This is a genomic window from Acinetobacter sp. AG1, assembly GCF_001005525.1.
In the GTDB taxonomy this organism is placed as follows: domain Bacteria; phylum Pseudomonadota; class Gammaproteobacteria; order Pseudomonadales; family Moraxellaceae; genus Acinetobacter; species Acinetobacter modestus.
Genome location: NZ_LBMZ01000099.1, coordinates 12,257 through 33,530, shown reverse-complemented (window position 1 = coordinate 33,530; position 21,274 = coordinate 12,257). Strand labels below are relative to the sequence as shown.

Genomic DNA, 21,274 nt, shown 5'->3' with positions numbered 1-21,274 from the left:
TTGCAAAATAAAATCTAATAATTTTTCATTCAGAATTTCTAATCATGATAGCGCATCTTATCAACATGAATTTTACTCATGTTGGAGTTAGATTAAATCATTTTTATTCATGTGATGATTCGAGTATAAATTACAACATAAAGAAGTTTACGGTTTATCGCAAAAATTAGGATACCAATCATCATGAGTAAAGAGTTTGCATGTTCAATTAAACGCATTCGTTTTGATGAAAACTATCAACCAGCGGATAGCACACGTCTAACGACTAATTTTGCCAACTTAGCACGCGGTGAAAATCGAGAGCAGAATCTTCGTAATACACTTCGAATGATTAATAATCGTTTCAATGCTTTAGCACAAACAGATAATCCGAATGGTGACCGTTATTCACTTGAAATTGATATTATTTCTGCAGATTTAGATATTGAAGGTAATGGCAAAACTTTTCCGATCATTGAAATGTTGAAAAGCACCATTACCGATTACCATACCAATCAACGTATTGAAGGTATGATTGGTAATAGCTTCTCATCTTATGTACGTGATTATGATTTTAGTGTAGTACTAAAAGAACATAATAAAGAAAACTCAACTTCGTACGCACCTGAAAATTTTGGTGATTTACATGGCAAGCTTTATCAGTACCTCGTCAACTCAGATACTTTTAAAGCAGCATTCAATCAACAGCCTGTGATTTGCTTGAGTGTTTCAACAGCAAGAACTTATCAGCGTACAACCAATGAGCATCCTATTTTGGGTGTTGAATATAAGCAAGACCAATATTCACGTACTGATGAATATTTCCATAAAATGGGCTTACAGGTTCGCTTCTTTATGCCGAAAGGAAGTGTTGCACCTTTAGCATTCTATTTTGCGGGTGATTTATTACGTGATTACACCGATTTTGAACTGATTAGCGCAATTAGCACGATGGAAACTTTCCAAAAGATCTATCGTCCTGAAATTTACAATGCAAATTCTTCAGCAGCACAAGTGTATAAAGCAAGTTTAGAGTACCCAGATTACTCATTAACACGAATTGTTTACGACCGTGTAGAGCGTGGTCAATTGGCAGTAAAACAAGGTAAATGGACGGAAGAAAACTTTATCAAGCCTTATCAAAACATCCTTGAACAATGGGCTGCCAATTACACTGTAGACAGTAACGCTGCTTAATTTACCTGAAATAGAGATAGAAGATTTAAAATGGCAATTTTATTACCAACATCAACGGCTGGCAGCTTACCAAAACCTTCATGGCTTGCAGAACCTGAAAAACTTTGGTCACCTTGGAAATTAGAGGGTGAGGCATTAATCGAAGCGAAGCAAGATGCTCTGCGTTTATCTCTACAAGAACAGATCCATGCGGGAATTGATATTGTGAGCGATGGTGAGCAAACTCGCCAACATTTTGTCACCACATTTATCGAGCATCTTGATGGCGTGGATTTTGAGAAGCGTGAAACAGTTCGTATCCGTAATCGTTATGATGCAAGTGTTCCATCTGTAGTCGGTGCAGTCTCTCGCCAAAAGCCTGTTTTCGTGGAAGATGCCAAGTTTTTACGTAGCCAAACAACACAACCAATCAAATGGGCGCTTCCAGGTCCAATGACCATGATTGACACGTTATATGATGGTCACTATAAAAGCCGTGAAAAACTGGCTTGGGAATTTGCCAAGATTCTTAATCAAGAAGCGCTTGAATTGGAAGCTGCGGGTGTCGACATTATTCAATTTGATGAACCTGCATTTAATGTGTTCTTTGATGAGGTAAATGATTGGGGTGTTGCGACCTTAGAAAGAGCACTTGAAGGTCTTAAATGTGAAACAGCGGTACATATCTGCTATGGCTATGGCATCAAAGCCAATACCGATTGGAAAAAGACGTTGGGTTCAGAGTGGCGTCAATATGAAGAAGCTTTCCCTAAGCTTCAAAAGTCTAAAATTGATATCGTTTCACTTGAATGCCAAAACTCTCGTGTACCAATGGATCTAATCGAACTAATCCGCGGTAAAAAAGTCATGGTTGGTGCGATTGATGTTGCAACCAATACGATTGAAACAGCGGATGAGGTTGCAGATACGCTACGCAAAGCGCTTCAGTTTGTCGATGCTGATAAACTTTATCCATCTACTAACTGTGGAATGGCGCCTTTATCTCGTCATGTAGCACGCGGCAAGCTGAATGCCTTGAGTGCAGGTGCAGAAATTATCCGAAAAGAGCTCGCCGTTTAGTATTTAGCAATTTGGAAATATCGAATGGGATACTTGTTCATTTAGTTAGTAGCCCATTCGGTTTGAAATGATTTAGATGTGCAAATGTGACGCGACTGTGTGCTAAGGCTTAATCTAAAGAAAAGCTACAGTTCAATTTAGGAATCAGATGATGATTGAAGCAACTGACTTTAGAAATGCGATGTCTTTACTGACAAGTGCAGTGAATGTGGTGACTACAGCGGGAGCATCTGGTCGTCATGGATTTACCGCATCTGCTGTATGTAGTGTTACGGATACACCTCCGACATTATTGGTGTGTATGAATACAGCATCTAGGTCACATGCACATTTTATTGAAAATGAAACTTTAACTGTGAATGTTCTAGGCGCGCAACATCAGCATATTTCCAATGTGTTTTCTTCTAAGTTGACCTCTGAAGAGCGGTTTAAACATGGAACTTGGACTAAATTGAAAACAGGTGCACCTGTTTTAGAGGATGCTCTTGTCAGTTTTGATTGTCAGATTGAACAAATTCAGGAAGTAGGAACACATACTATTTTTATTTGCCGTACAGTTGCTATTCAACAAGGTCAGCATGAACATAGTTTGGTGTATTTTAATCGCGCTTATCACCAAGTGGGTGAGACCGAAGTTGCTTAAATCAATATTCGCTATTTATCTAATATTAACCTTCAATCAAGTAAGTATGTCGTGGAATTAATCATTTTTTTAGCTATAGGCGCCTTAGCGGGATTTGCTGCTGGGCTTTTTGGAGTAGGTGGTGGGCTGATCATTGTACCCCTTTTATATGTTGTCTTTACACAAATGGGCTATGATCCTGAAGTTGTGATGCATCTTGCTTTGGGTACTTCATTAGCCACGATTATTGTGACGTCTATCAGCTCATTAATGGCGCATAATAAAAATGGTGCAGTAATTTGGCCTGTATTCAAAAATTTGACTCCAGGTTTAGTAATTGGGTCATTTTTTGGTGCGGGTATTGCGGGATTACTATCAAGGGAACACTTACAACTGATTATTGGTGTTTTTGTGATTTGGGTTGCATATCAAATGTTTATTGGAGCCAAAAAAGTAATAGATCAGAATAAAGTGCTTCCATCAATGACTAAACAGGTGTTCGCAGGTACAGGAATAGGCGTAGCATCAGCAATTTTTGGTATTGGTGGAGGTAGTTTAACCGTACCATATTTAAATCATCACGGTGTAGTCATGCAAAAAGCAGTTGGAACATCTGCTGCATGTGGCTTACCTATCGCAATTGCAGGTGCGCTTGGCTTTATGTTATTTGGTATGAAAGAACAAATAAATGTTCCGAACAGCATAGGTTTTGTTCATATTTATGCATTTCTTGGTATCAGTGCGATGAGCTTTTTTACCGCAAAGCTAGGTGCTAAAGTGGCACATGCTTTATCACCGCAAATGTTAAAAAAATGCTTTGCTGTACTACTGTTGTTTGTCGGATGTTTTTTCCTGTTTAAAGGATTAATTTAATCGATCTTAACAGGCTTGATAAAATGATAAAGCTCACATTATGTGGGCTTTTTATTCATTTAAAGGCTGCTCTTTAAAAATTTGAATAATCCATTCAATAAATACTTTTTGCCTAGGTGAAACCAATGTCTTGGATGCATAAAGCAAAGAAACAGGAAGGGAAGGCACTGGGTAATCTGTTAAAACTTCACAAAGTTCACCTTGCTCAAGTTCTAAATGATGACCATATCTTGGAACTTGAATAAGTCCGAAGTGATGTTTAGCTGCTGCAGAATAGGTATTAGCTCCATTAACTTGTATCATCGTGGGTAAATCATATAATTCAGTTTTTTGCTTATCTATAAACTCAAGTGGGGTTAGTTTCTGCCGAGCTGTTGAGTAAAACCCCACCATAAAATGGCCATTTAGATCGTTTAGCTTGTTTGGGACACCATATTTTTTTAAATAATCTGGACTGGCCAAAGTAACCTGTTGAATATCACCAAGGTGTCTGACGATAAGATCACTATCATTGAGTTGACCAATACGAATAACACAATCAATTCCTTCTTTAATAACATCAACATAGCGGTCACTTTCTGTCAGTTGTAATTGAATTTGTGGAAATTCACTCAGAAACTGATGCAGTTTAGGCATAATAAAATGTGCAGCAAAGATACCATGCACTTCTATTTTTAAAGTCCCTTGTGGTTTTGCATTCAGAAAATCATGATCAGATTCATTGATATAGCTCAAAATATACTTACAGCGTTCATAATAAATCTGTCCTTCATCAGTGGTTTTAACCTGACGAGTAGTCCGAAATAACAAACGTGTATTCAATTGTAGTTCTAATTGTTTAATAGCATCAGTCAATGTTGAACGAGGCAGACTCAATATGTGCGCAGCTTTGGTAAAGCTTTGTTGTTCAACGACATGAATAAAAGCAGACATTGCATTTAATTTATCCATCGTACCTCACTCATTTGTTCGTATTATTTGGATAAATATGTCGGATTTTAAGAGATTATCCGACTTTTACTGAACAGTATCATAGAACCCATGAGAAGTTAAATTTCATTTTATGAGGTGAGATATGAGTCAGAAAAAAGTTATTTTAATTACGGGTGCTTCAAGAGGTATCGGTGCCTTTACTGCAACCTTATTAGCTCAACAAGGTCATAAAATTATTATTAATTATGCCCATAATGATCTAGAGGCAAATGCTGTTTTAGCAAAGATTCAAGCACTTGGAGGGACTGCATCTTTATTTAAAGCGAATATAGGTGATTCAAATCAAGTCATCCAACTGTTTGATTACTCTATCCAGACCTACGGTCAGTTAGATATCGTGATTAATAATGCAGGCATCATGCGCTTTAATAAAATTGAAGATGTTGATGATGAAACGATTGATCAGATACTCGCAATTAATCTCAAAGGTTCTTTATATACGATGCGTGAAGCTGCTAAACGATTACCAAATGGTGGGAAAATTATTAACTTATCTAGTAGTGTTATCGGTATGAAACTTGAAGGCTACGGTGTGTATACTGCGTCAAAGGCTGCAATTGAATCATTGACTGCTATTTTAGCTAAGGAGCTTAGAGGTAGAAATATTACCGTTAATGCAATCGCACCCGGACCAACTGCAACAGAACTTTTTCTAGAAGGTAAAAGTGATAACTTGATCAAAAAGTTAAGCAACGCTGCACCTTTAGAACGTTTAGGCACTGTAGATGATATTGCCGCCGTTTTAGATTTCGCTGTAAATGACGCAAGTAATTGGATAAATGCGCAAGTACTCCGTGTGAATGGCGGCATTATTTAAAATTAAAGTCATTATAAGAATCTAACCGAAGTCGTCTGTTTCGGTTAGATATAAAGATCAATGATTTAGCCTGTGTGAGCGGATAAGGTCGCCATATCAATCACGAAACGATAACGAACATCCGAACGTTCTAAGCGTTCAAAAGCCTCATTAATTTGATCCATCCGAATCATTTCACAGTCCGGCAAGATATTTTGACGGGCGCAGAAATTTAACATTTCCTGTGTTTCGGCAATACCGCCAATCATTGAGCCCGCTATTCGACGACGCCCCATAATGGCAGGAATAGTAAAGAGTTCATTCAGATGGCCTAACTGGCCAACTACCACAAAGGTGCCATCAATATCCAGTAACGGAATATAAGGATTAATATCGTGTTTAACTGGAACAGTATCAATAATCACATCAAAGGCATTGAGTGCCTGTTGCATAGCTTCTGAATCAGCGGTATCGAGAAGACGATCTGCACCTAGTTGTAAAGCATCAGCTTGTTTCTGTTTTGATCGGCTTAGAACCGTTACCTCGGCACCCAAACCGACCGCCAGTTTCACTGCCATATGCCCTAAGCCACCCAAACCCACCACACCAACACGTGTTCCTGGTCCTACATTCCATGTTCGTAATGGGGAATAGGTGGTAATTCCTGCACAGAGTAAGGGTGCAACACGTGATAAATCCAAGCGATCAGGAACATGCAAAACAAAGTATTCTTTCACCACGATATGTTTGGCATAACCGCCAGCAGTATTTTCACCAGTCATGCGATCTTGTCCATTATAGGTTTCGGTCAAGATTTCACGGCACATATGTTCTTCACCTTTATGACATTGATCACAATGCATACAGCTATCAACAAATGTTCCTACAGCGACATGATCGCCTATCTTAAACTTGTTCACATCCTTGCCGATCGCAATGACTTTACCGACAATCTCATGACCAGGCACTAAAGGGAAAACCGTACGTCCCCAATCATTCTTTGCCATGTGCAGATCGGAATGGCAAACACCTGAATAGAGAATTTCAATATTCACATCATCATGACGTAATTCACGGCGCTCTAAAGTATAAGGAACTAGGGTGGAGCCTTGTTCCAAAGCCGCATAAGCATAAGTTTTCATGAGGAAGTACCCATTATAAGTTGAGGATAAACTGGATCTTTTAAGTCGAATTGATTGTTTTCATTGACGATGCCAAGCACTTTATCGCTTTGATAAAGCTGATAGGCGTATTCAGCTAATTGTTCAGCAGAAATAAATACTTCAGGGCTAAATAAAGTCTCACCGTCGATCCCACCTTGATATGAAGCTTGATCAACAAATTCAGTACGAGTTGCAGCAGGTGCCAAGACCTTGACCCGCATTTTTTTGTTTTGTGATTGCATCGCCAGTGCCAGACCTTCGGTGAAGGAAGCCACATAGAATTTTGTGGCGCAATAGGTCACGGCAATATCAATTTGTACATAGCCACCAATCGAAGCCGTGTTGATTAAGGTTGCTTCTCGATCTGCATAATCTTTGACGTAGAGTAAAGATAAGTCTGTGAGGGCTTTAATATTCAGGTCGATCATGTTATTGGCTTTTTCCAGATTTACCTCCCAAGGGAAGCCATAATCACCAAAGCCCGCATTGTTGATCATTACATCAATTTGCAATGTTCTTAGCTTTTCATAAAGCTGTCGCGCATTGCCAAGAACCGCCAAATCACAGCTTTCCACATGAACACTGACTTGATATGTCGTTTCAATGTCCTGTTTTATTTGTTCTAATGCACTCGCTCGACGGGCAACCAGAATCAGGTTAAAGTCTTCAGCAGCGAATTTATAACCCAAGGCTTTGCCAATACCTGAACTTGCACCAGTAATAAGGACAGTTTTCATATCATCTCTAAGTTTTCAATATTTAATAAAAGAAGCATGAATACGCGCTATTCATCGCATTCATGCGAAAGGATTAAAGATGTTTTTGAAAAAAGGGAATAACCACATCTAAAGCTTTTGCGACAGGTTCAGGTTGGTCATAAAGTTCATAATGACTGGCGCCTTCAACTACAAAGATATTTTTATCTTTAGCGGCGGCTTTGTTATACAGTTCAAAACCATCTTTATATGAGCCAAAAGCACCAACACGATCACCTACGACAATCTGTAAGGGTTGAGTGAGTAAGTGTTCAGCCAAATGGAAGGCATCAAAACCAACAGCGGCAGCCAAACCTGAAAAACGTAACTGGTTGGTTGAGCCTGCTGCCTGACCACGTGGTGTTTTGTAGTAGTCAATGGCTTCTTGGATATCAATGTCCTGAATGCCAGCTTGTTCACGCTCTGCCTGCGAATTTGGAATATATTGGGTGATAAATGCTTCTGCTCCACGTGCTTCAGCTGTACGTTGAGCTGCAATTGCTTCAAGAGTATTGATTGCTGCATTTGGACTGAGATCACCTTCACGCATCAGACGACCATAGTTTGCAGCGACGATGGTTGCCACAGCTTTAAAGCGGCGTTCGGTCATGGCTGCATTTACCGCATAGCCACCCCCACCACAAACACCGAGGACGCCAATGCGGTTTTCATCGACATAATTTAAAGTTGTGAGATAGTCGGCGGCACAACGGAAATCTTCAACACGGGTTGCAGGGTCTTCAAGGAACCGGGGTTCACCGCCGCTGGCACCTTGATAAGATGCATCAAAGGCAATAGTTACAAAGCCTGCCGCAGTTAATTTTTCAGCATAAATTGCACCTGCTGTTTGTTCTTTACAGCTGCTGATGGGGTGTGCACATACAATCGCAGCATATTTCTGATTTTCATCAAAGCCTTCTGGAAAACGGATCGTTGCTGATACGTCGATGCTTTTATTTTTGAAGGTTACATTTTTCATCGTTTAAGCTCCACATAGAGGGAATCAGTTGATGAAATAAATGTAGCATTGCTGATTTATCTTGATTAGAGGGTTATTTTTGATTGCTTTAATAAGTACGACTTATGAATAAACACAACATAGCACTGCTTTTATTCTCATCAGCCCATTCTAAAATTTAGCCACAAAAAAGCTTCCTGACCTTAGGGCAGGAAGCTTGCTATAACAAACTAATGGCTAAATTGCAGTATACCCCCCATCAACCAAGAGTTCGGTTGCTGTGACATAAGAGGCTTCATCACTGGCAAGAAACAGCACGGCAAAGGCAATTTCTTCTGAAGTCCCTGCACGACCAACAGGGATGGCTGTACGTAAATGTTGCATTGCTTCTTCATCTTCAGTGAAATGCGTTGCCATAGGAGTAGCAATCAATCCTGGCAAGACCGTATTGACACGAATATTCATTTTCGCCAAATCGACTGCAGCTGATTTACTTAACATGCGTGATGCACCCTTCGAAGCTGCATACCCTGGATTCACATCAGGAAAAGCAATCACTGCTGCTGCGGAACCAATATTGACAATCGAACCACCGCCCACTTGTTGCATAAATGGAATCACAGTTTTAATGCCTAAGAATTGACTGTTTAAATTGACATCCATCACAGCCAACACATCTTGAATATCGGTATCAGTCCATCCACCACGTGGTCCAGGTGTACCTGCATTATTCACCAAGATATCAATTTTTCCGAATGTCGAAATGGTATGTGCTGCCACTTCTTGCCATTGCACTTCCTTGGTGACATCTAGAATGGCGTATGTTGCTTTTAGGCCTTGCTGGTTCAGTTCATCTGACAAGTCTTTGATCGCTTGTTCACGCTGCTGGCTGGCGGTAATCACCACACTCGCACCTTGCTGAGCAAATAAACGGGCAGTGACAGCGCCCATTCCAGTACCACTACCAGCACCTGTGATGATGGCCACTTTATCATTTAAACGATTCATCTGATGCTCTCCTTATTGACCTGATAAAGATTGCTGAAAGAAAGGTACAATTTTTTCTACAGTTTCATTTACAGCATCTGGGCGATCATATAGATCGAAATGATTTGCAGCTGTAATCACAAAAAGTTCTTTTTGAGGTGCCGCTGCGGTTTTGATCAGTTGTTGACTGTGCCATGCCGAACCTGCCTCACTTCCCACAACCAGAAGTAAGGGTTGAGTCAGGTAGCGATCTGCAAAATGAAAGGCATCGTAACTCATTAATACTGCTGTTGACGTTGTGGTGCCTTGACTTGGCGCATTTGGATGTTGGGCGCGAGTGGTACGGTAATAATCATAGGCTTCACGCATTTCGGGATCGTCAACACCGTCGAGGCTTTCAGGTGACCAAGGTGACAGAGCGATTGCTGCACCTTGTGCCTCTGCCATCAACTGTTGTGCAATTGAATCTAAAATGGCGGTTTGATCAGAAGCGGTTGCCTGATTGTCTCCATACCAACCTTGACGATACAGATCACCTATATTTACTGCACTGACACCAACTACCGCTTTGATACGATGATCAATAATGGCAGCATGAATGACATATCCACCCGCACCACAGATGCCTAAAATACCAATGCGATTCTCATCTACATAAGCCAAGCTGTCTAAATAATCGATGGCAGCACGAAAGTCTTCAACACGTTGATATGGATTTTCGAGTTGACGGGTTTTTCCTCCGCTTTCACCTTGATAGGCAGCATCAAAAGTCAGTGCAATAAATCCTTGCTCCGCAAGTTTTTGTGCATAGATATGCGCCGTTTGTTCTTTCACTCCACCGACAGGATGTCCACAAATGACGGCAGCATATTGTTGTGCTTCATTAAAATCATGGGGGAGATAAAGATGTGCTGCAATTTGGATATTCTGCTGATTGAAATGAATTTTTTTCATTTGATTAACTCCAATGAGATGTAATGCTTAAAGTTGGATTTCGACAAACTCAGCATCGTCAAATGCGGTTTCGATGCCTTTTTTGCGCCATGAATCAATGTCTTGGGTTCGTGTTGCAAGGGTTTGATCCCAGATTGAAAAAGCATCCTGACCCAACAATAGACGGGTAGGTGGTGTTGCACTTTCAACGACTTCAAGCATGCGTTGCGCAGCTTTGGCAGGATCACCAAGTTGTTTACCCGATGAACCTTCCAAATATTGCTCAAATGGTTCTACGACAGCTCGATAGGCCTGAATGTGCTGAGCAGGACGCATATTGACATCACCTGCAAACTCCGTACGGAATGCACCTGGTTCAACCAATGTGACATGAATCCCCAGTGCTTTGACTTCCAGTGCAAGCGATTCAGTCCAGCCTTCAATGGCAAACTTGGCAGCACAATAGGGACCTGCTGCATTCATGGACACTAGCCCAGCGATACTGCTCAGGGTCAAAATATGACCTGATGCTTGCTGACGCATCTGCGGTAACACAGCACGAGTCATTTCAGCGGCGGCAAAGAAATTCAATTCCATTTGCTCGCGTAGTTGTTGCAGACTAAATTCTTCACATGCGCCAACTACACCACGCCCAGCAATATTGGCAAGCACATCAATACGTCCAAAATGCTGAATGGCTTGCTCAATCACTTGGCTTCGTGCAGTAGCATCAGTAACATCGAGTGCAACTGCTAACACTTGATCTTCATGGCCATATGCAATTTGTTGTAAGCGATCTAGACGTCGCGCCGTGATCACTGCCAAATCACCCTGAGCAATAACTGCTTGTGCAAGTGCTTGACCTAAACCAGAAGATGCACCTGTGATTAACCAGACTTTTTTCATTGCTTTATTCACTTGTTCATTTGATAAAAACAATGTTAGCAAGGGTGATTTATAATGATAATCCGTTATAATTAGATAGGACTTATACTGAATACTTATAAATAATGAAAGAAAATTTAAATGATCTACAGGTCTTTCTCATTGTTGCACAAGAGCGCAGTTTTACCCGAGCTGCTGCAAAACTAGGCACCTCCCAATCTGCCATTAGCCAGACCATGCGTAATCTAGAAGAGCGAATAGGTATTAAACTCCTTTCGCGGACTACCCGAAGTGTGTCACCAACCGAAGCAGGGGAATATCTGCTCAATTTGGTTCAGCCTGCGATTGAAGATATTGAACATGGTTTGCATCAGATCAGCGCCTTGCGAGAAAATCCTGCGGGTACCTTACGTATCAATGCAGATGAATATGCCATTCAAAGTGTGCTCTGGGCAGCTGTAGAAAAAATTATAAAAAAATATCCTGATATTGCGGTAGAGATGACCTCTGATTATGGTTTGACCGATATTGTCGATGGACGTTTTGATGCAGGCATCCGTCGAGGCGGGTTGGTTTCCAAAGACATGATTGCAGTAAAAATCAGCCACGGAATTGCAATGCTGGCCGTTGCAACACCCGATTATTTAAATCAAAAGAGTCGACCTGCACATCCAAAAGATTTGATTGAGCATGATTGTATTAATTTACGGTTACCCACGCATGGTGCCATGTTTCGTTGGCAGTTCACCCAAGGCAATAAGACTCAAAGTGTGAAAGTGGAATCCAAAATTACATTCACCACCATTACCCCGATGTTACAGGCGGTGAAAAGCGGTGTTGGTATTTCATATCTACCGATTGATATGGTGCAACCGTATATAGAAAGTGGTGAACTGGAAGAAGTACTGAAAGACTGGCGACACACTTATGAACCTTTTTATTTGTATTATCCGCATCGACGAGAACAGGCACCGTTGCTAAATATATTAATTACAGCGCTGAAAGAGAATTTTGATAATAAAAGTGCCTTAGTTTAGTTGTTAGTAAAACACTTTTATTTATTAATATTCAACAAATCAAAAGTAGTCTATATTCGCCTTCATTTTCAATAGGTGCTCTATGTACACAAGGTAAAACGTGCTGCATCGGGTGATCAACAGCTAGACGCCAAAGATGTCCTAAACCTAAATTTAAAGGTCTTGCATCAGGGAGCGGTTGGTAATGTAAATCGAAGAAATAATCTTGTAGAAAACTTTCAAATTCTGATTCTGGCCCATTATGTAATTCCTTAAGTTTTTCTCTAATTTCGGGAATCAAAATTTTTTGCTTAACTTGATCGCTTGGCAGAATTTCACTTACCGCTCCATGATAAGTACATAAAAAAGTATCTGTCGGAATAGGCGAGCGATCAACATGAAATGAATACACATCAGTTGAAATAAAATTTAACTCATCATCATGTTCGTAGTTTTGAATTAAGTTAAGGGTAGGTGAAGCGCCGAAATCACTTAATAGCTGCATATCTTTTAAAATGATTTCTCTTGCTAAATGACCTTGTTCGGAAAGTTGCAAAACCAATAGATCATCAACCGAAACCTCAGTGATATTTTCCTTTAGTTCAAGCTGTTTTACGATTTCTTGAAAATCTCCATTCAGATTTCTATACCAACAAATCGCATTTCTATCTCCTTGAAAATTAGAACTAACAAGTTCGGAGAAACTAGAAACCACGCTAATTTGCTTGTGGTCAGAAAATGTATTCTTCATAAATAGAAGTTTATCAAAAAGAAAATATGTTTAATGATACACAGTTCGATCACGTTAACAACGATAGGTGGAATAGTATTTTCCAAATATTTATCTTTTCATGCCTTATAACAGTGAAATAAAGGGTTTTAAATAGATACTGAGAATGATATTTCCCATAGCTTATTATGAGAAAATTTATGCTCAAAAAATCATATAAAAAATAAGTATGCGCAAATATATTCACAAATATAAAAAAATAGAGTATTTTTGAGAAAATAATTGCTCATCTATATCAATGAAAAAATTAACAATACAGGCGTTACTTGATCAAAGCTGGTTTGATATTGCTGAACTTACGCTATTAGAACCGAAACTAGGCTCAGCGAGCGCTAGTGAGTTAGCTTACGAGTTAGAATACGCAATCCACAATTTGGACAAGCGAGATGAGCATGCCTGTAGTCTATCACTACCTGTACAAATACTTATAAAACATGAATATAAGTCATGGTTTGGTTTTTTAGATGATATTGTTCCATCAGGTGCTGCCCGCCGTTATTGGGTGAATTTTCTAGGTCTACAAAGACTAACTCATGCAGAGCAAGATAGTATTTTATTAGAAAAAGGTGGCATCGCACCCGTAGGCAATTTAAGAATTAAAGAAGCTCTTCCAGCAATCAATCCTGACTCAACTCTACATCTACGTTATTTTAGTCAAATTGATGTTGCTGATCGAAATGTAGATTTTCTTGAATATGCACAGCAAATGGGGGCAATTAGTGGTGGTGCAACGGGAGCGGGTGGTGAAGCCCCAAAATTACTAATTCGTGCTACCAAAGATCAAAATATTTGGATTGATACTTATCAACAAAACTTTGATCAACCTGATCAACACTATCTAGTTAAATTTCCTCGGAATAATCGTGCTGAGATAGACTGTAATATTCTCAGAGCAGAATACTATTATTACCAAGAACTAAAAGAATTAGGTTTCAATACGATTGAAACAACAGAAATGAAGCTGATTGAAGGTGAAAAATATCCATCTTTATGGCTGCCAAGGTTTGATGTCGAATGGCACAATCAACAATGGCATCGTCATGGGCTTGAATCTATCTATTCAATATTAAATAAAGCTTCAGGTAGTCATCTCAATCACTTTGAAGTGATTGAAAATCTATGTAAGTTATTTATATCTATTGATTCCGAATTTGATTCAACACAATTCATTTGTGAATGGTTACAAAGGGACTTATTGAATATTATTTTTGGTAATTCTGATAATCATGGACGAAATACTTCATTTCTAAAAAAATCAGGAAAAATTTCGCTTGCTCCAATTTATGATTTCGCTCCAATGAAAGCTGATCCAGAGGTTGTTACACGGTCAACAACTTGGGGAAGTCCTTATGAGGAAGGAGGAGAATATCGATGGGATCAAATTACCCAAAAACTAGAACATTTATGCGATCCAAATTTATCTCTAACGACATTAAAATCTTTGGCAAGTAATCTTGTTGGCTTAAAACAAAGATTACTTGCTATAGGTGTACCAAAACAGATTATAGAGATACCAGCGCTTTCATTCGACTACGTTGAAGCTAAATTAGAAAGATGGGAACTATTATGAATATAAAAAATCAGACTCAAGATCGCCAACAAATCCTGATAGATCTATATATGCAATATTTATTGAATGAAATAACATTGGGGCAATTGTTGGCGTATTTACGAAAAAACATTCTGAGTATGTCTCAGGAACAATATGCAAATTTAGTCGGCATAAGTCGCAGGACATTAACTGATATTGAGCAAGACAAAGGAAAACTTACTCAATCTGTTTTAGACAAGGTCTTTAAACCACTTGGATTGAAAGCAGGACTTGTACCAACTCATGAGCACATTGTGAGAAAGATTATTAAACCATCAGAATGAGATCAATGGCAAAGTTTAACTCTATGTAACAAAGCTGTGTAGCCTAGATTAAAATGCTAGGGCTAGGGTTTTGATAGCTAAGATTTCTGTTTGGCTTTTTGGCGTAAGACATACAAATATAAGCTTTCTACTTTTTCACGTGCCCATGGTGTGGTACGCAAGAATCGCAATGATGATTTAACACTTGGATCTATGCAAAAACATCTAATTTCAATTTTACGGCTTAAGCCTTCAAAGCCACCGTAGTAATCCAATAATTCATCCAAAATATCAGCAAGTTTTTTGCCATGTAAAGGGTCATTGGAGGCGTTCATAATAGATCAACAATATTTGGGGAGACCATCATTATAACCTGAGCGAGTTAAAATAGGTCAGCATCACAAGGTTTATGCAATCATGGCTTTGATGTATAAGCCTTTCGCGTAGCAGTCTGATTTCTGCATAACTTATATTATGTATCATTAGAATTAGGATACTCAGTAACGTGATGTATAATCTTAGATCATCACGTTACTAAGCTATGGCAACAAACAGTGTTGTGTAGGCCACAGTCTTAGATATTCTATTTAACATAATATACATTATACGTAATTATTATAACGTTAGTTAGATAGTCTATTTTCTTTATTTTGGCATTCTATAGTTACTTGGCGTCATATTTGTCCACTTTTTAAAAGCACGTGAAAAATGTGAAATATCGGCATAGCCTAAAAGATTTGAAATCTCTTGAATGGATAATTTATTTTCTTTTAAAAGAGCTTTTGCTTTTTCCTGACGGCTTTCACTAAGTAAGATTTGAAATGTTGTTTTTTCATTTGCAAGTTGGCGTTGTAAAGTTCTATTAGTTAAACCAAGATGCTTAGCGATTTGGTTCAACGACAAAAATTGCTGTAATTCTGCATCGTATAATAACTCACGAACGGATGAACTTAATAAGTTTAAGTTAGGAGTTATTTTTTTTGATAGCTTTGATACATCATATTCACATTGATGCTTGGTTAATCGGAAAACCAATGGATCAGCAGTTTTTAAAGGCAAATTTAGAAGTTCTTTATTAAATATTAAACGATCTTCATCAGCACCAAAATTAACTCTATATCCATCAGAATCATCAATATTTCTAAATATATCTTGACTATTTCCCTGCAATTCTATTTGGATATCTAAGTTTTGTTGAGCTAGATTCTCCAAAATATGAGCAAAACCTAAAACTAAAAAAATAATAGCATGATGATTAAATTTAAAATTATTTAAAGGTTGGTTAAAGTTCAAATATGCCATTTCTTGTTCAATATAAAGTTTTGGCTGAAAAGTTATACAATGTAAGCCAATAAATTGCTCAAGAATGCCTATTGCTACCCCCAAGTTTTCTGATGCAGCAGCAGTTACACCTACATGACCATAACAAGATGCTTTCATTTCTCTTGCTAAATAAATGCTAATTGCGGGTTCATTTGTAAGTTGAGAGGATTTTTTAAGTAAATTATTGAAAATGTTGAAATCCACATACCAAAATGGAGCATCTAGTTCTTTTAAAGTTATATCTGTATCTATTAGAAGTTGTTGTGGGCTAACGTTCCAATGTTTGATTGTTTCAATTAACAGATTAACATATGTTCCGGGTAATTCAGGATTCATTTTATTCCGCAAAATACTATTGATGGCGTGTAATGGTAAAAACTGGCGGTTCATGAACTATGTCATGTTTAAATTTTAAGGCATAGTAATTTTTATAAAAAGTTATTTTCAAGGTCATTACCAATGAATATTTTGATTGTCCACGCGCATCCAGAAAGCCAATCATTTACTAGCTCATTAAAAAATACAGCAAAACAACTCTTAGAAAAAAATGGACATTTTGTTGAAATTTCAGATTTGTATGAAATGAATTTTAACCCTGTTGCATCAAAACATGACTTTGAAAATTTAAATGAAGATGAATATTTTAATTATGCATTGGAGCAGCGAAATGCTTTTAAACAAAATACACTTTCACCAGACATTCAAGTTGAAATTGAAAAGGTTCAACGCGCTGACTTAGTACTTTTTACTTTTCCTTTATACTGGACATCAGTACCTGCTATTTTAAAAGGCTGGATTGATCGGGTTTTTGTCTCAGGACTTTTTTATGGTGGTAAACGTTTTTACAACCATGGTGGAATGGTTGGAAAAAAAGCAATGTTGTGCCTCACATTAGGCGGTCGAGATCATATGTTTGGTGAAGGTTCAGTACACGGATCAATAGAACAATATTTATCATCTATTCATCGTGGATCTTTAGCCTATACAGGTTTTGAGGTATTCCCTCCTTTTATTGCCTATCATGTGCCATATATCACAGATGAAGAACGAGAAAAAATTCTTACTCGTTTTGAAGAATACATAGTTAATCTAGACAACTTAACGCCACTGGAGTTCCCTAAATTAGAGAATTTCGACGATAAAATGAATCCACTTTAAAATATAAATAAAAACTGCTACTTAGTACCCCAACTAGGTAGCAGTTTATTCGATATTTTTAATTATTATTTTGTAACTTATAACACTCATCTAAAGCCAGCTCATAATAAGCCAAGCCTTCTTTCGCTACTAAAAAAGCTTTTCTCTGAGAAACCGGATCTTTGTCACATAATCTCTTAATTAGCTCCATCGCTTCATAAGGATGTAAATCATCGTAGTGTGCATGAGCTCTTAACCATGCCAATGATCTTTTATTAATACTTACTTCTGGAGTTTCTGTATAAGCTTGTATTCCTTTATAAACATGAATGGTCCAGTCCCCTGTCGCCCACTCTATTGCTAAATTTGTTGCAGCAATACTCTCCGCTAAACTTCCCCTAAAATTTACATCCCATAAAAAATGATTGACTGCATTCATTGCTACTGGTGGTCTAACTTCATTCAACATTTCAGTCGTTATGCCAAAACCCTTCGCCCAATCTTGATACCAATGTAAATGTCTTTCTTCAACTTTGATATTTTGAATTAGCCAATCTCTAGTCTCAGTTACACCATCTAAAGAAAAAGCCGTCGCTTTAGCTAAAGCACCTGCCATATATGATGGAAAATGAGCAACTAAAGGATAAAAATTTAATAATGCTGACCGAAAGCATTCTAAATTTAGGCTACCGCTTGCCATATCTAAAAATAAAGGGTGTTTGCTTACTCGCTCTTTTGCAGGAACAAGTTCATCCCAAAATTGTTGTGCCCATTCTGAGTGAGGTGTTATTTCTAGTTTTGTTCCATATTGCTTCATAACAGTCATTTCGATCCATCCTATTTCGTATGACTTATTTCAATCATTTTCCACGATTGCTGCTTATTTTTATAGCTAGATTGTATCCTAATACAATCAATATACAATGATTGTTATTTAATTTGTAACATTTTTTTATCTGTTCAGCATTTTATTAAGTTTAATCATTATATTAGTTGGTAATACATTCATATTACACCCGAAAAATATAGAATACTGGCAATAAAAGCTGATTATCATAAAAAATTATTAATTTTATATAATCCAATACACATTTTATTTAATTCAGTGTAACGTAGTTAACAATCCCTATTTACATTTATAAGAACATTGGGGGCGATGAGAGATAAGATGAAGTTAAAAGCATCCAACTTACTGGGGCAAGAACAGATTGACTTGTTAATTTCTCGCGGACTAAATTTAGTTTGGTTTCCTAAAGAATTAGAAGTCATTTATAAAGATCAGTATAAAAATGAAGCTGCACATGAATTCCGTTACCGTGCACCAATCATTCTATGCCTCTATTTATATTTAAGTTTTGGTACTTATCAAGTTCTACCTACAGAACTACGGACTGCATGGGTCGCGTATTACGGTTGGGTGGGCATGATAATTGTTTTCGCATGGTTACTTGCTTTCATTCCATCGATGAATAGATGGTTTGATTACTATGTTTGCTTAGGCTCTACAGGTGCTGTCGCTCTTACTTTCACATTAATTAATGTATTGGAACATGGTCAGAATAACGTTCTTTTTCATGCTGCCATGATGTATGCCGTGGTCATTATATATGGCTTTGTTGGTATGCGATTTTATACAGCAATGTTTGCTGGTTGGTGTGGTGGTTTAATTGGTATTGCCATTAGTGTTTGGCTCAATGGATCAATTGATTGGACTTACCTAAATCGGACTTATACTTTTAGTAGCTTTCTGGGAATGGCTTTAGCTTATGCAATAGATCGGCAACATAGAGAGAATTATCTACAAAACTGTATGATCGAACTAAACCGATTAGAACTTATGCGTCAGGCACAGCAACTTTCAATTTTATCTCAACAAGATGCTTTGACTGGTTTAGCGAACCGTAGATACCTCGATGAAGTGCTTGAAAATGAGTGGAAACGCTCAATCCGTCATGAAGTTCCTATCACAATCATGATGATCGATATCGATTGCTTTAAATTATACAATGATACATTAGGACATATTCAGGGAGATCAATGTCTTAGACGAATTGCCATTTTACTGGGTTCAATCTCATCGCGAAGTGGAGATCTTGCTGCACGTTATGGCGGTGAAGAGTTCTTACTTTTATTTTCCATGACGGATAAAGATCAAGCACTTATACAAGTTCAACGTTTAATGGAATTGGTGCGAAATATAGGGATCGCACATCCTCGAAGTAATGTCTCTAAATATGTAACGATCAGTGTGGGTGTTGCGACAACAACCCCTCATCTTAATGACAGCCTATCAGAGTTTATCTCTCAGGCAGATCATGCTTTGTATGTAGCAAAAAGTAATGGTAGAAATCAATATCATGTTGCTACGAGTGAAAATGTAATTTCTGAGACTTTATAAGATTAATTTTAATATTATTTTGTATTGTAAAAAACATACTTGCGTTCAAGTGTCGCAAGTATGTTAAAAATCAAAATTATGGTTCAATTGGTTGGAATGGAGCTACAACATCAGCATTTTGAGCACGATGTCTTAAAAAATGATCCATTAGAACGATTGCTAACATTGCTTCAGCAATAGGTGTAGCACGTACGCCAACACAAGGATCATGGCGACCTTTGGTTAACACATCCGTGTTTTCTCGATCAATTGTAATGGTTTTACCAGGAGTGGTAATACTTGCGGTTGGTTTTAAAGCAATCGCGACACGAATAGTTTGACCGCTTGAAATACCACCAAGTATTCCGCCAGCATGATTTGCAAGGAAACCATCTGTAGTTAGTTCATCACGAGTTTCGTGACCAAACTGCCCAGCAACTGCAAAACCATCCCCAATCTCAACACCTTTAACCGCATTGATACTCATCATAGCGTGAGCAATATCTGCATCTAGACGATCAAATACAGGTTCACCCCAACCGACTGGTACTTTTTCAGCAATAATTTCAAGTTTTGCACCACAACTTGTTCCCTGCTCACGCAATGCTGTGACTAATTTCTCGAAGCGAGGAACTGCATCAACATCACCACAGAAAAATGGATTATTTGGTACTTCAGCCCAATCTAATTTTTCTGCAATTTCATTCCCGATCTGTGTTACATGCCCACGAATATCAATACCAAATTTTTCTGCCAAATACTTTTTAGCAATCGCACCTGCCGCAACACGCATTGCTGTCTCACGTGCGCTTGAGCGACCGCCACCACGATAATCACGGAAACCATATTTTTGAGTATAGGTATAATCAGCATGACCAGGACGGAATGTTTGAGCAATATTACCGTAGTCTTTGGATTTTTGATCTGTATTACGAATCAGTAAACCAATCGATGTACCCGTAGTTTTTCCTTCAAAAACACCAGAAATAATTTCAACTTGATCAGGCTCTTTACGTTGCGTTGCAAACTTAGAGGTACCCGGCTTACGGCGATCCAAATCTTTTTGCAAGTCTGCTTCGCAAAGTTCAAGTCCCGGTGGTACGCCATCTACAATTGCCATCAAGCCAGCACCATGTGATTCACCACATGTCGTCACACGGAATAACTGACCAATACTATTTCCTGCCATTCTCTAACCTATCTTTTATTCATCGAAACTGTAGTGCATCTCTTCAAGCATTAATTCATAGATATTCCCTAAAATATCGTCATCACATTGCTGACGATAACTCAGGACAATATATTCAATCAGACTTTTATGATCTGAAAGTAAATAAAGACTATGAATCAATGACTCCGCGGCATCAGGATCAAACTCTCCATATCCAAGATTTACAAGGAGTTGATCAAACTGCTGACAAATTTCTTGCTTAAAAACTTCCGAATTAATTGCATCAATTCCACTCCGATTCCACTGATCTTTTAATTCAATTAAACCATCTTTAAACTGCTGAATTTTAGTTTGATCTAAGTCAGGTTTAGCTGCTAATAGAATTGCTGCAATTGGCATCTTGTAC

Annotated in this window: 23 protein-coding genes; 10 read left to right on the top strand and 13 right to left on the bottom strand. The window is 38.2% G+C overall.

Annotated elements, in window-relative coordinates:
• The first annotated feature begins 183 nt into the window (after positions 1-183).
• From AAV96_RS05415 to AAV96_RS05400, 4 genes are all read left to right on the top strand, one after another.
• Positions 184-1,176, top strand: coding sequence for a DUF1852 domain-containing protein (locus AAV96_RS05415; protein WP_046738577.1), 993 nt, complete (start codon positions 184-186; stop codon positions 1,174-1,176).
• A 30-nt stretch (positions 1,177-1,206) separates the two neighbouring features.
• Positions 1,207-2,235: a methionine synthase gene (locus tag AAV96_RS05410; RefSeq protein WP_046738576.1), complete on the top strand. Its 1,029-nt coding sequence runs from the start codon at positions 1,207-1,209 to the stop codon at positions 2,233-2,235.
• A gap of 151 nt (positions 2,236-2,386) precedes the next feature.
• Positions 2,387-2,878, top strand: coding sequence for a flavin reductase (locus tag AAV96_RS05405; RefSeq protein ID WP_005216259.1), 492 nt, complete (start codon positions 2,387-2,389; stop codon positions 2,876-2,878).
• A 51-nt stretch (positions 2,879-2,929) separates the two neighbouring features.
• Entirely contained in the window at positions 2,930-3,730 is an 801-nt protein-coding gene (locus AAV96_RS05400; RefSeq protein WP_046738575.1) for a sulfite exporter TauE/SafE family protein, read from the top strand.
• Between the two features lie 51 nt (positions 3,731-3,781).
• On the opposite strand, the gene AAV96_RS05395 is transcribed toward AAV96_RS05400, so the two are convergent.
• Positions 3,782-4,681 carry a LysR family transcriptional regulator gene (locus AAV96_RS05395; RefSeq protein ID WP_046738574.1) on the bottom strand — a complete coding sequence of 300 codons (900 nt, stop codon included), beginning with the start codon at positions 4,679-4,681 and terminating at the stop codon, positions 3,782-3,784.
• 124 nt (positions 4,682-4,805) lie between these two features.
• Between AAV96_RS05395 and AAV96_RS05390 the strand changes: the two genes are divergently transcribed.
• Positions 4,806-5,540, top strand: a complete 735-nt coding sequence (locus AAV96_RS05390; protein ID WP_046738573.1) for an SDR family oxidoreductase — start codon at positions 4,806-4,808, stop codon at positions 5,538-5,540.
• Between the two features lie 65 nt (positions 5,541-5,605).
• Here AAV96_RS05390 and AAV96_RS05385 read toward each other — a convergent pair whose 3' ends face one another.
• The 6 genes from AAV96_RS05385 to AAV96_RS05360 form a co-directional block, all read right to left on the bottom strand.
• Positions 5,606-6,661, bottom strand: coding sequence for an NAD(P)-dependent alcohol dehydrogenase (locus tag AAV96_RS05385; RefSeq protein ID WP_046738572.1), 1,056 nt, complete (start codon positions 6,659-6,661; stop codon positions 5,606-5,608).
• Complete coding sequence (locus tag AAV96_RS05380; RefSeq protein WP_046738571.1) at positions 6,658-7,419, bottom strand: SDR family NAD(P)-dependent oxidoreductase; 762 nt, start codon at positions 7,417-7,419, stop codon at positions 6,658-6,660. The genes AAV96_RS05385 and AAV96_RS05380 overlap by 4 nt, the downstream gene beginning before the upstream one ends.
• 73 nt (positions 7,420-7,492) lie before the next feature.
• On the bottom strand, positions 7,493-8,416 hold the full coding sequence (locus AAV96_RS05375) for an alpha/beta hydrolase (protein WP_005216237.1): 924 nt from the start codon (positions 8,414-8,416) through the stop codon (positions 7,493-7,495).
• Positions 8,417-8,632: 216 nt separating this feature from the next.
• Positions 8,633-9,403 carry an SDR family NAD(P)-dependent oxidoreductase gene (locus AAV96_RS05370; protein WP_046738570.1) on the bottom strand — a complete coding sequence of 257 codons (771 nt, stop codon included), beginning with the start codon at positions 9,401-9,403 and terminating at the stop codon, positions 8,633-8,635.
• Positions 9,404-9,415: 12 nt separating this feature from the next.
• The gene (locus AAV96_RS05365) at positions 9,416-10,336 is read right to left on the bottom strand and encodes an alpha/beta hydrolase (protein WP_046738569.1); all 921 of its coding nucleotides are present in this window, start codon (positions 10,334-10,336) and stop codon (positions 9,416-9,418) included.
• 27 nt (positions 10,337-10,363) lie between these two features.
• Entirely contained in the window at positions 10,364-11,221 is an 858-nt protein-coding gene (locus AAV96_RS05360) for an oxidoreductase (protein ID WP_046738568.1), read from the bottom strand.
• A 104-nt stretch (positions 11,222-11,325) separates the two neighbouring features.
• Here AAV96_RS05360 and AAV96_RS05355 point away from each other — a divergent pair, with 104 nt between their 5' ends.
• Entirely contained in the window at positions 11,326-12,237 is a 912-nt protein-coding gene (locus AAV96_RS05355; RefSeq protein ID WP_046738567.1) for a LysR family transcriptional regulator, read from the top strand.
• Positions 12,238-12,268: 31 nt separating this feature from the next.
• Here the strand turns inward: AAV96_RS05355 and AAV96_RS05350 are convergent, their stop codons facing one another.
• Positions 12,269-12,967: a hypothetical protein gene (locus AAV96_RS05350; protein ID WP_046738566.1), complete on the bottom strand. Its 699-nt coding sequence runs from the start codon at positions 12,965-12,967 to the stop codon at positions 12,269-12,271.
• A 277-nt stretch (positions 12,968-13,244) separates the two neighbouring features.
• On the opposite strand from AAV96_RS05350, the gene AAV96_RS05345 reads away from it, so the two are divergent.
• Together AAV96_RS05345 and AAV96_RS05340 are read left to right on the top strand one after the other, a co-directional pair.
• A complete protein-coding gene (locus AAV96_RS05345; RefSeq protein WP_046738565.1) occupies positions 13,245-14,576 on the top strand; it encodes a type II toxin-antitoxin system HipA family toxin in 1,332 nt (443 codons plus the stop codon).
• Positions 14,573-14,881 carry a helix-turn-helix domain-containing protein gene (locus AAV96_RS05340; protein ID WP_004662133.1) on the top strand — a complete coding sequence of 103 codons (309 nt, stop codon included), beginning with the start codon at positions 14,573-14,575 and terminating at the stop codon, positions 14,879-14,881. Before AAV96_RS05345 ends, AAV96_RS05340 begins: the two co-directional genes overlap by 4 nt.
• A 77-nt stretch (positions 14,882-14,958) precedes the next feature.
• Here the strand turns inward: AAV96_RS05340 and AAV96_RS05335 are convergent, their stop codons facing one another.
• Both AAV96_RS05335 and AAV96_RS05330 read right to left on the bottom strand, forming a co-directional pair.
• Positions 14,959-15,195: a VF530 family DNA-binding protein gene (locus AAV96_RS05335; RefSeq protein WP_003651786.1), complete on the bottom strand. Its 237-nt coding sequence runs from the start codon at positions 15,193-15,195 to the stop codon at positions 14,959-14,961.
• 310 nt (positions 15,196-15,505) lie between these two features.
• Complete coding sequence (locus AAV96_RS05330; protein WP_046738564.1) at positions 15,506-16,519, bottom strand: AraC family transcriptional regulator; 1,014 nt, start codon at positions 16,517-16,519, stop codon at positions 15,506-15,508.
• A 123-nt stretch (positions 16,520-16,642) separates the two neighbouring features.
• On the opposite strand from AAV96_RS05330, the gene AAV96_RS05325 reads away from it, so the two are divergent.
• Positions 16,643-17,341 (top strand): NAD(P)H-dependent oxidoreductase, encoded by a 699-nt coding sequence (locus tag AAV96_RS05325; RefSeq protein ID WP_046738563.1) that lies wholly within the window; start codon positions 16,643-16,645, stop codon positions 17,339-17,341.
• 58 nt (positions 17,342-17,399) lie between these two features.
• On the opposite strand, the gene AAV96_RS05320 is transcribed toward AAV96_RS05325, so the two are convergent.
• The gene (locus tag AAV96_RS05320; protein WP_046738562.1) at positions 17,400-18,146 is read right to left on the bottom strand and encodes a TenA family transcriptional regulator; all 747 of its coding nucleotides are present in this window, start codon (positions 18,144-18,146) and stop codon (positions 17,400-17,402) included.
• Positions 18,147-18,488: 342 nt separating this feature from the next.
• Here AAV96_RS05320 and AAV96_RS05315 point away from each other — a divergent pair, with 342 nt between their 5' ends.
• Positions 18,489-19,718, top strand: coding sequence for a GGDEF domain-containing protein (locus tag AAV96_RS05315; protein WP_004662122.1), 1,230 nt, complete (start codon positions 18,489-18,491; stop codon positions 19,716-19,718).
• 76 nt (positions 19,719-19,794) lie between these two features.
• On the opposite strand, the gene aroC is transcribed toward AAV96_RS05315, so the two are convergent.
• Both aroC and AAV96_RS05305 read right to left on the bottom strand, forming a co-directional pair.
• Entirely contained in the window at positions 19,795-20,886 is a 1,092-nt protein-coding gene (gene aroC, locus AAV96_RS05310) for a chorismate synthase (RefSeq protein ID WP_046738561.1), read from the bottom strand.
• Positions 20,887-20,901: 15 nt separating this feature from the next.
• On the bottom strand, positions 20,902-21,267 hold the full coding sequence (locus AAV96_RS05305; RefSeq protein WP_046738560.1) for a hypothetical protein: 366 nt from the start codon (positions 21,265-21,267) through the stop codon (positions 20,902-20,904).
• Positions 21,268-21,274: the final 7 nt, after the last annotated feature.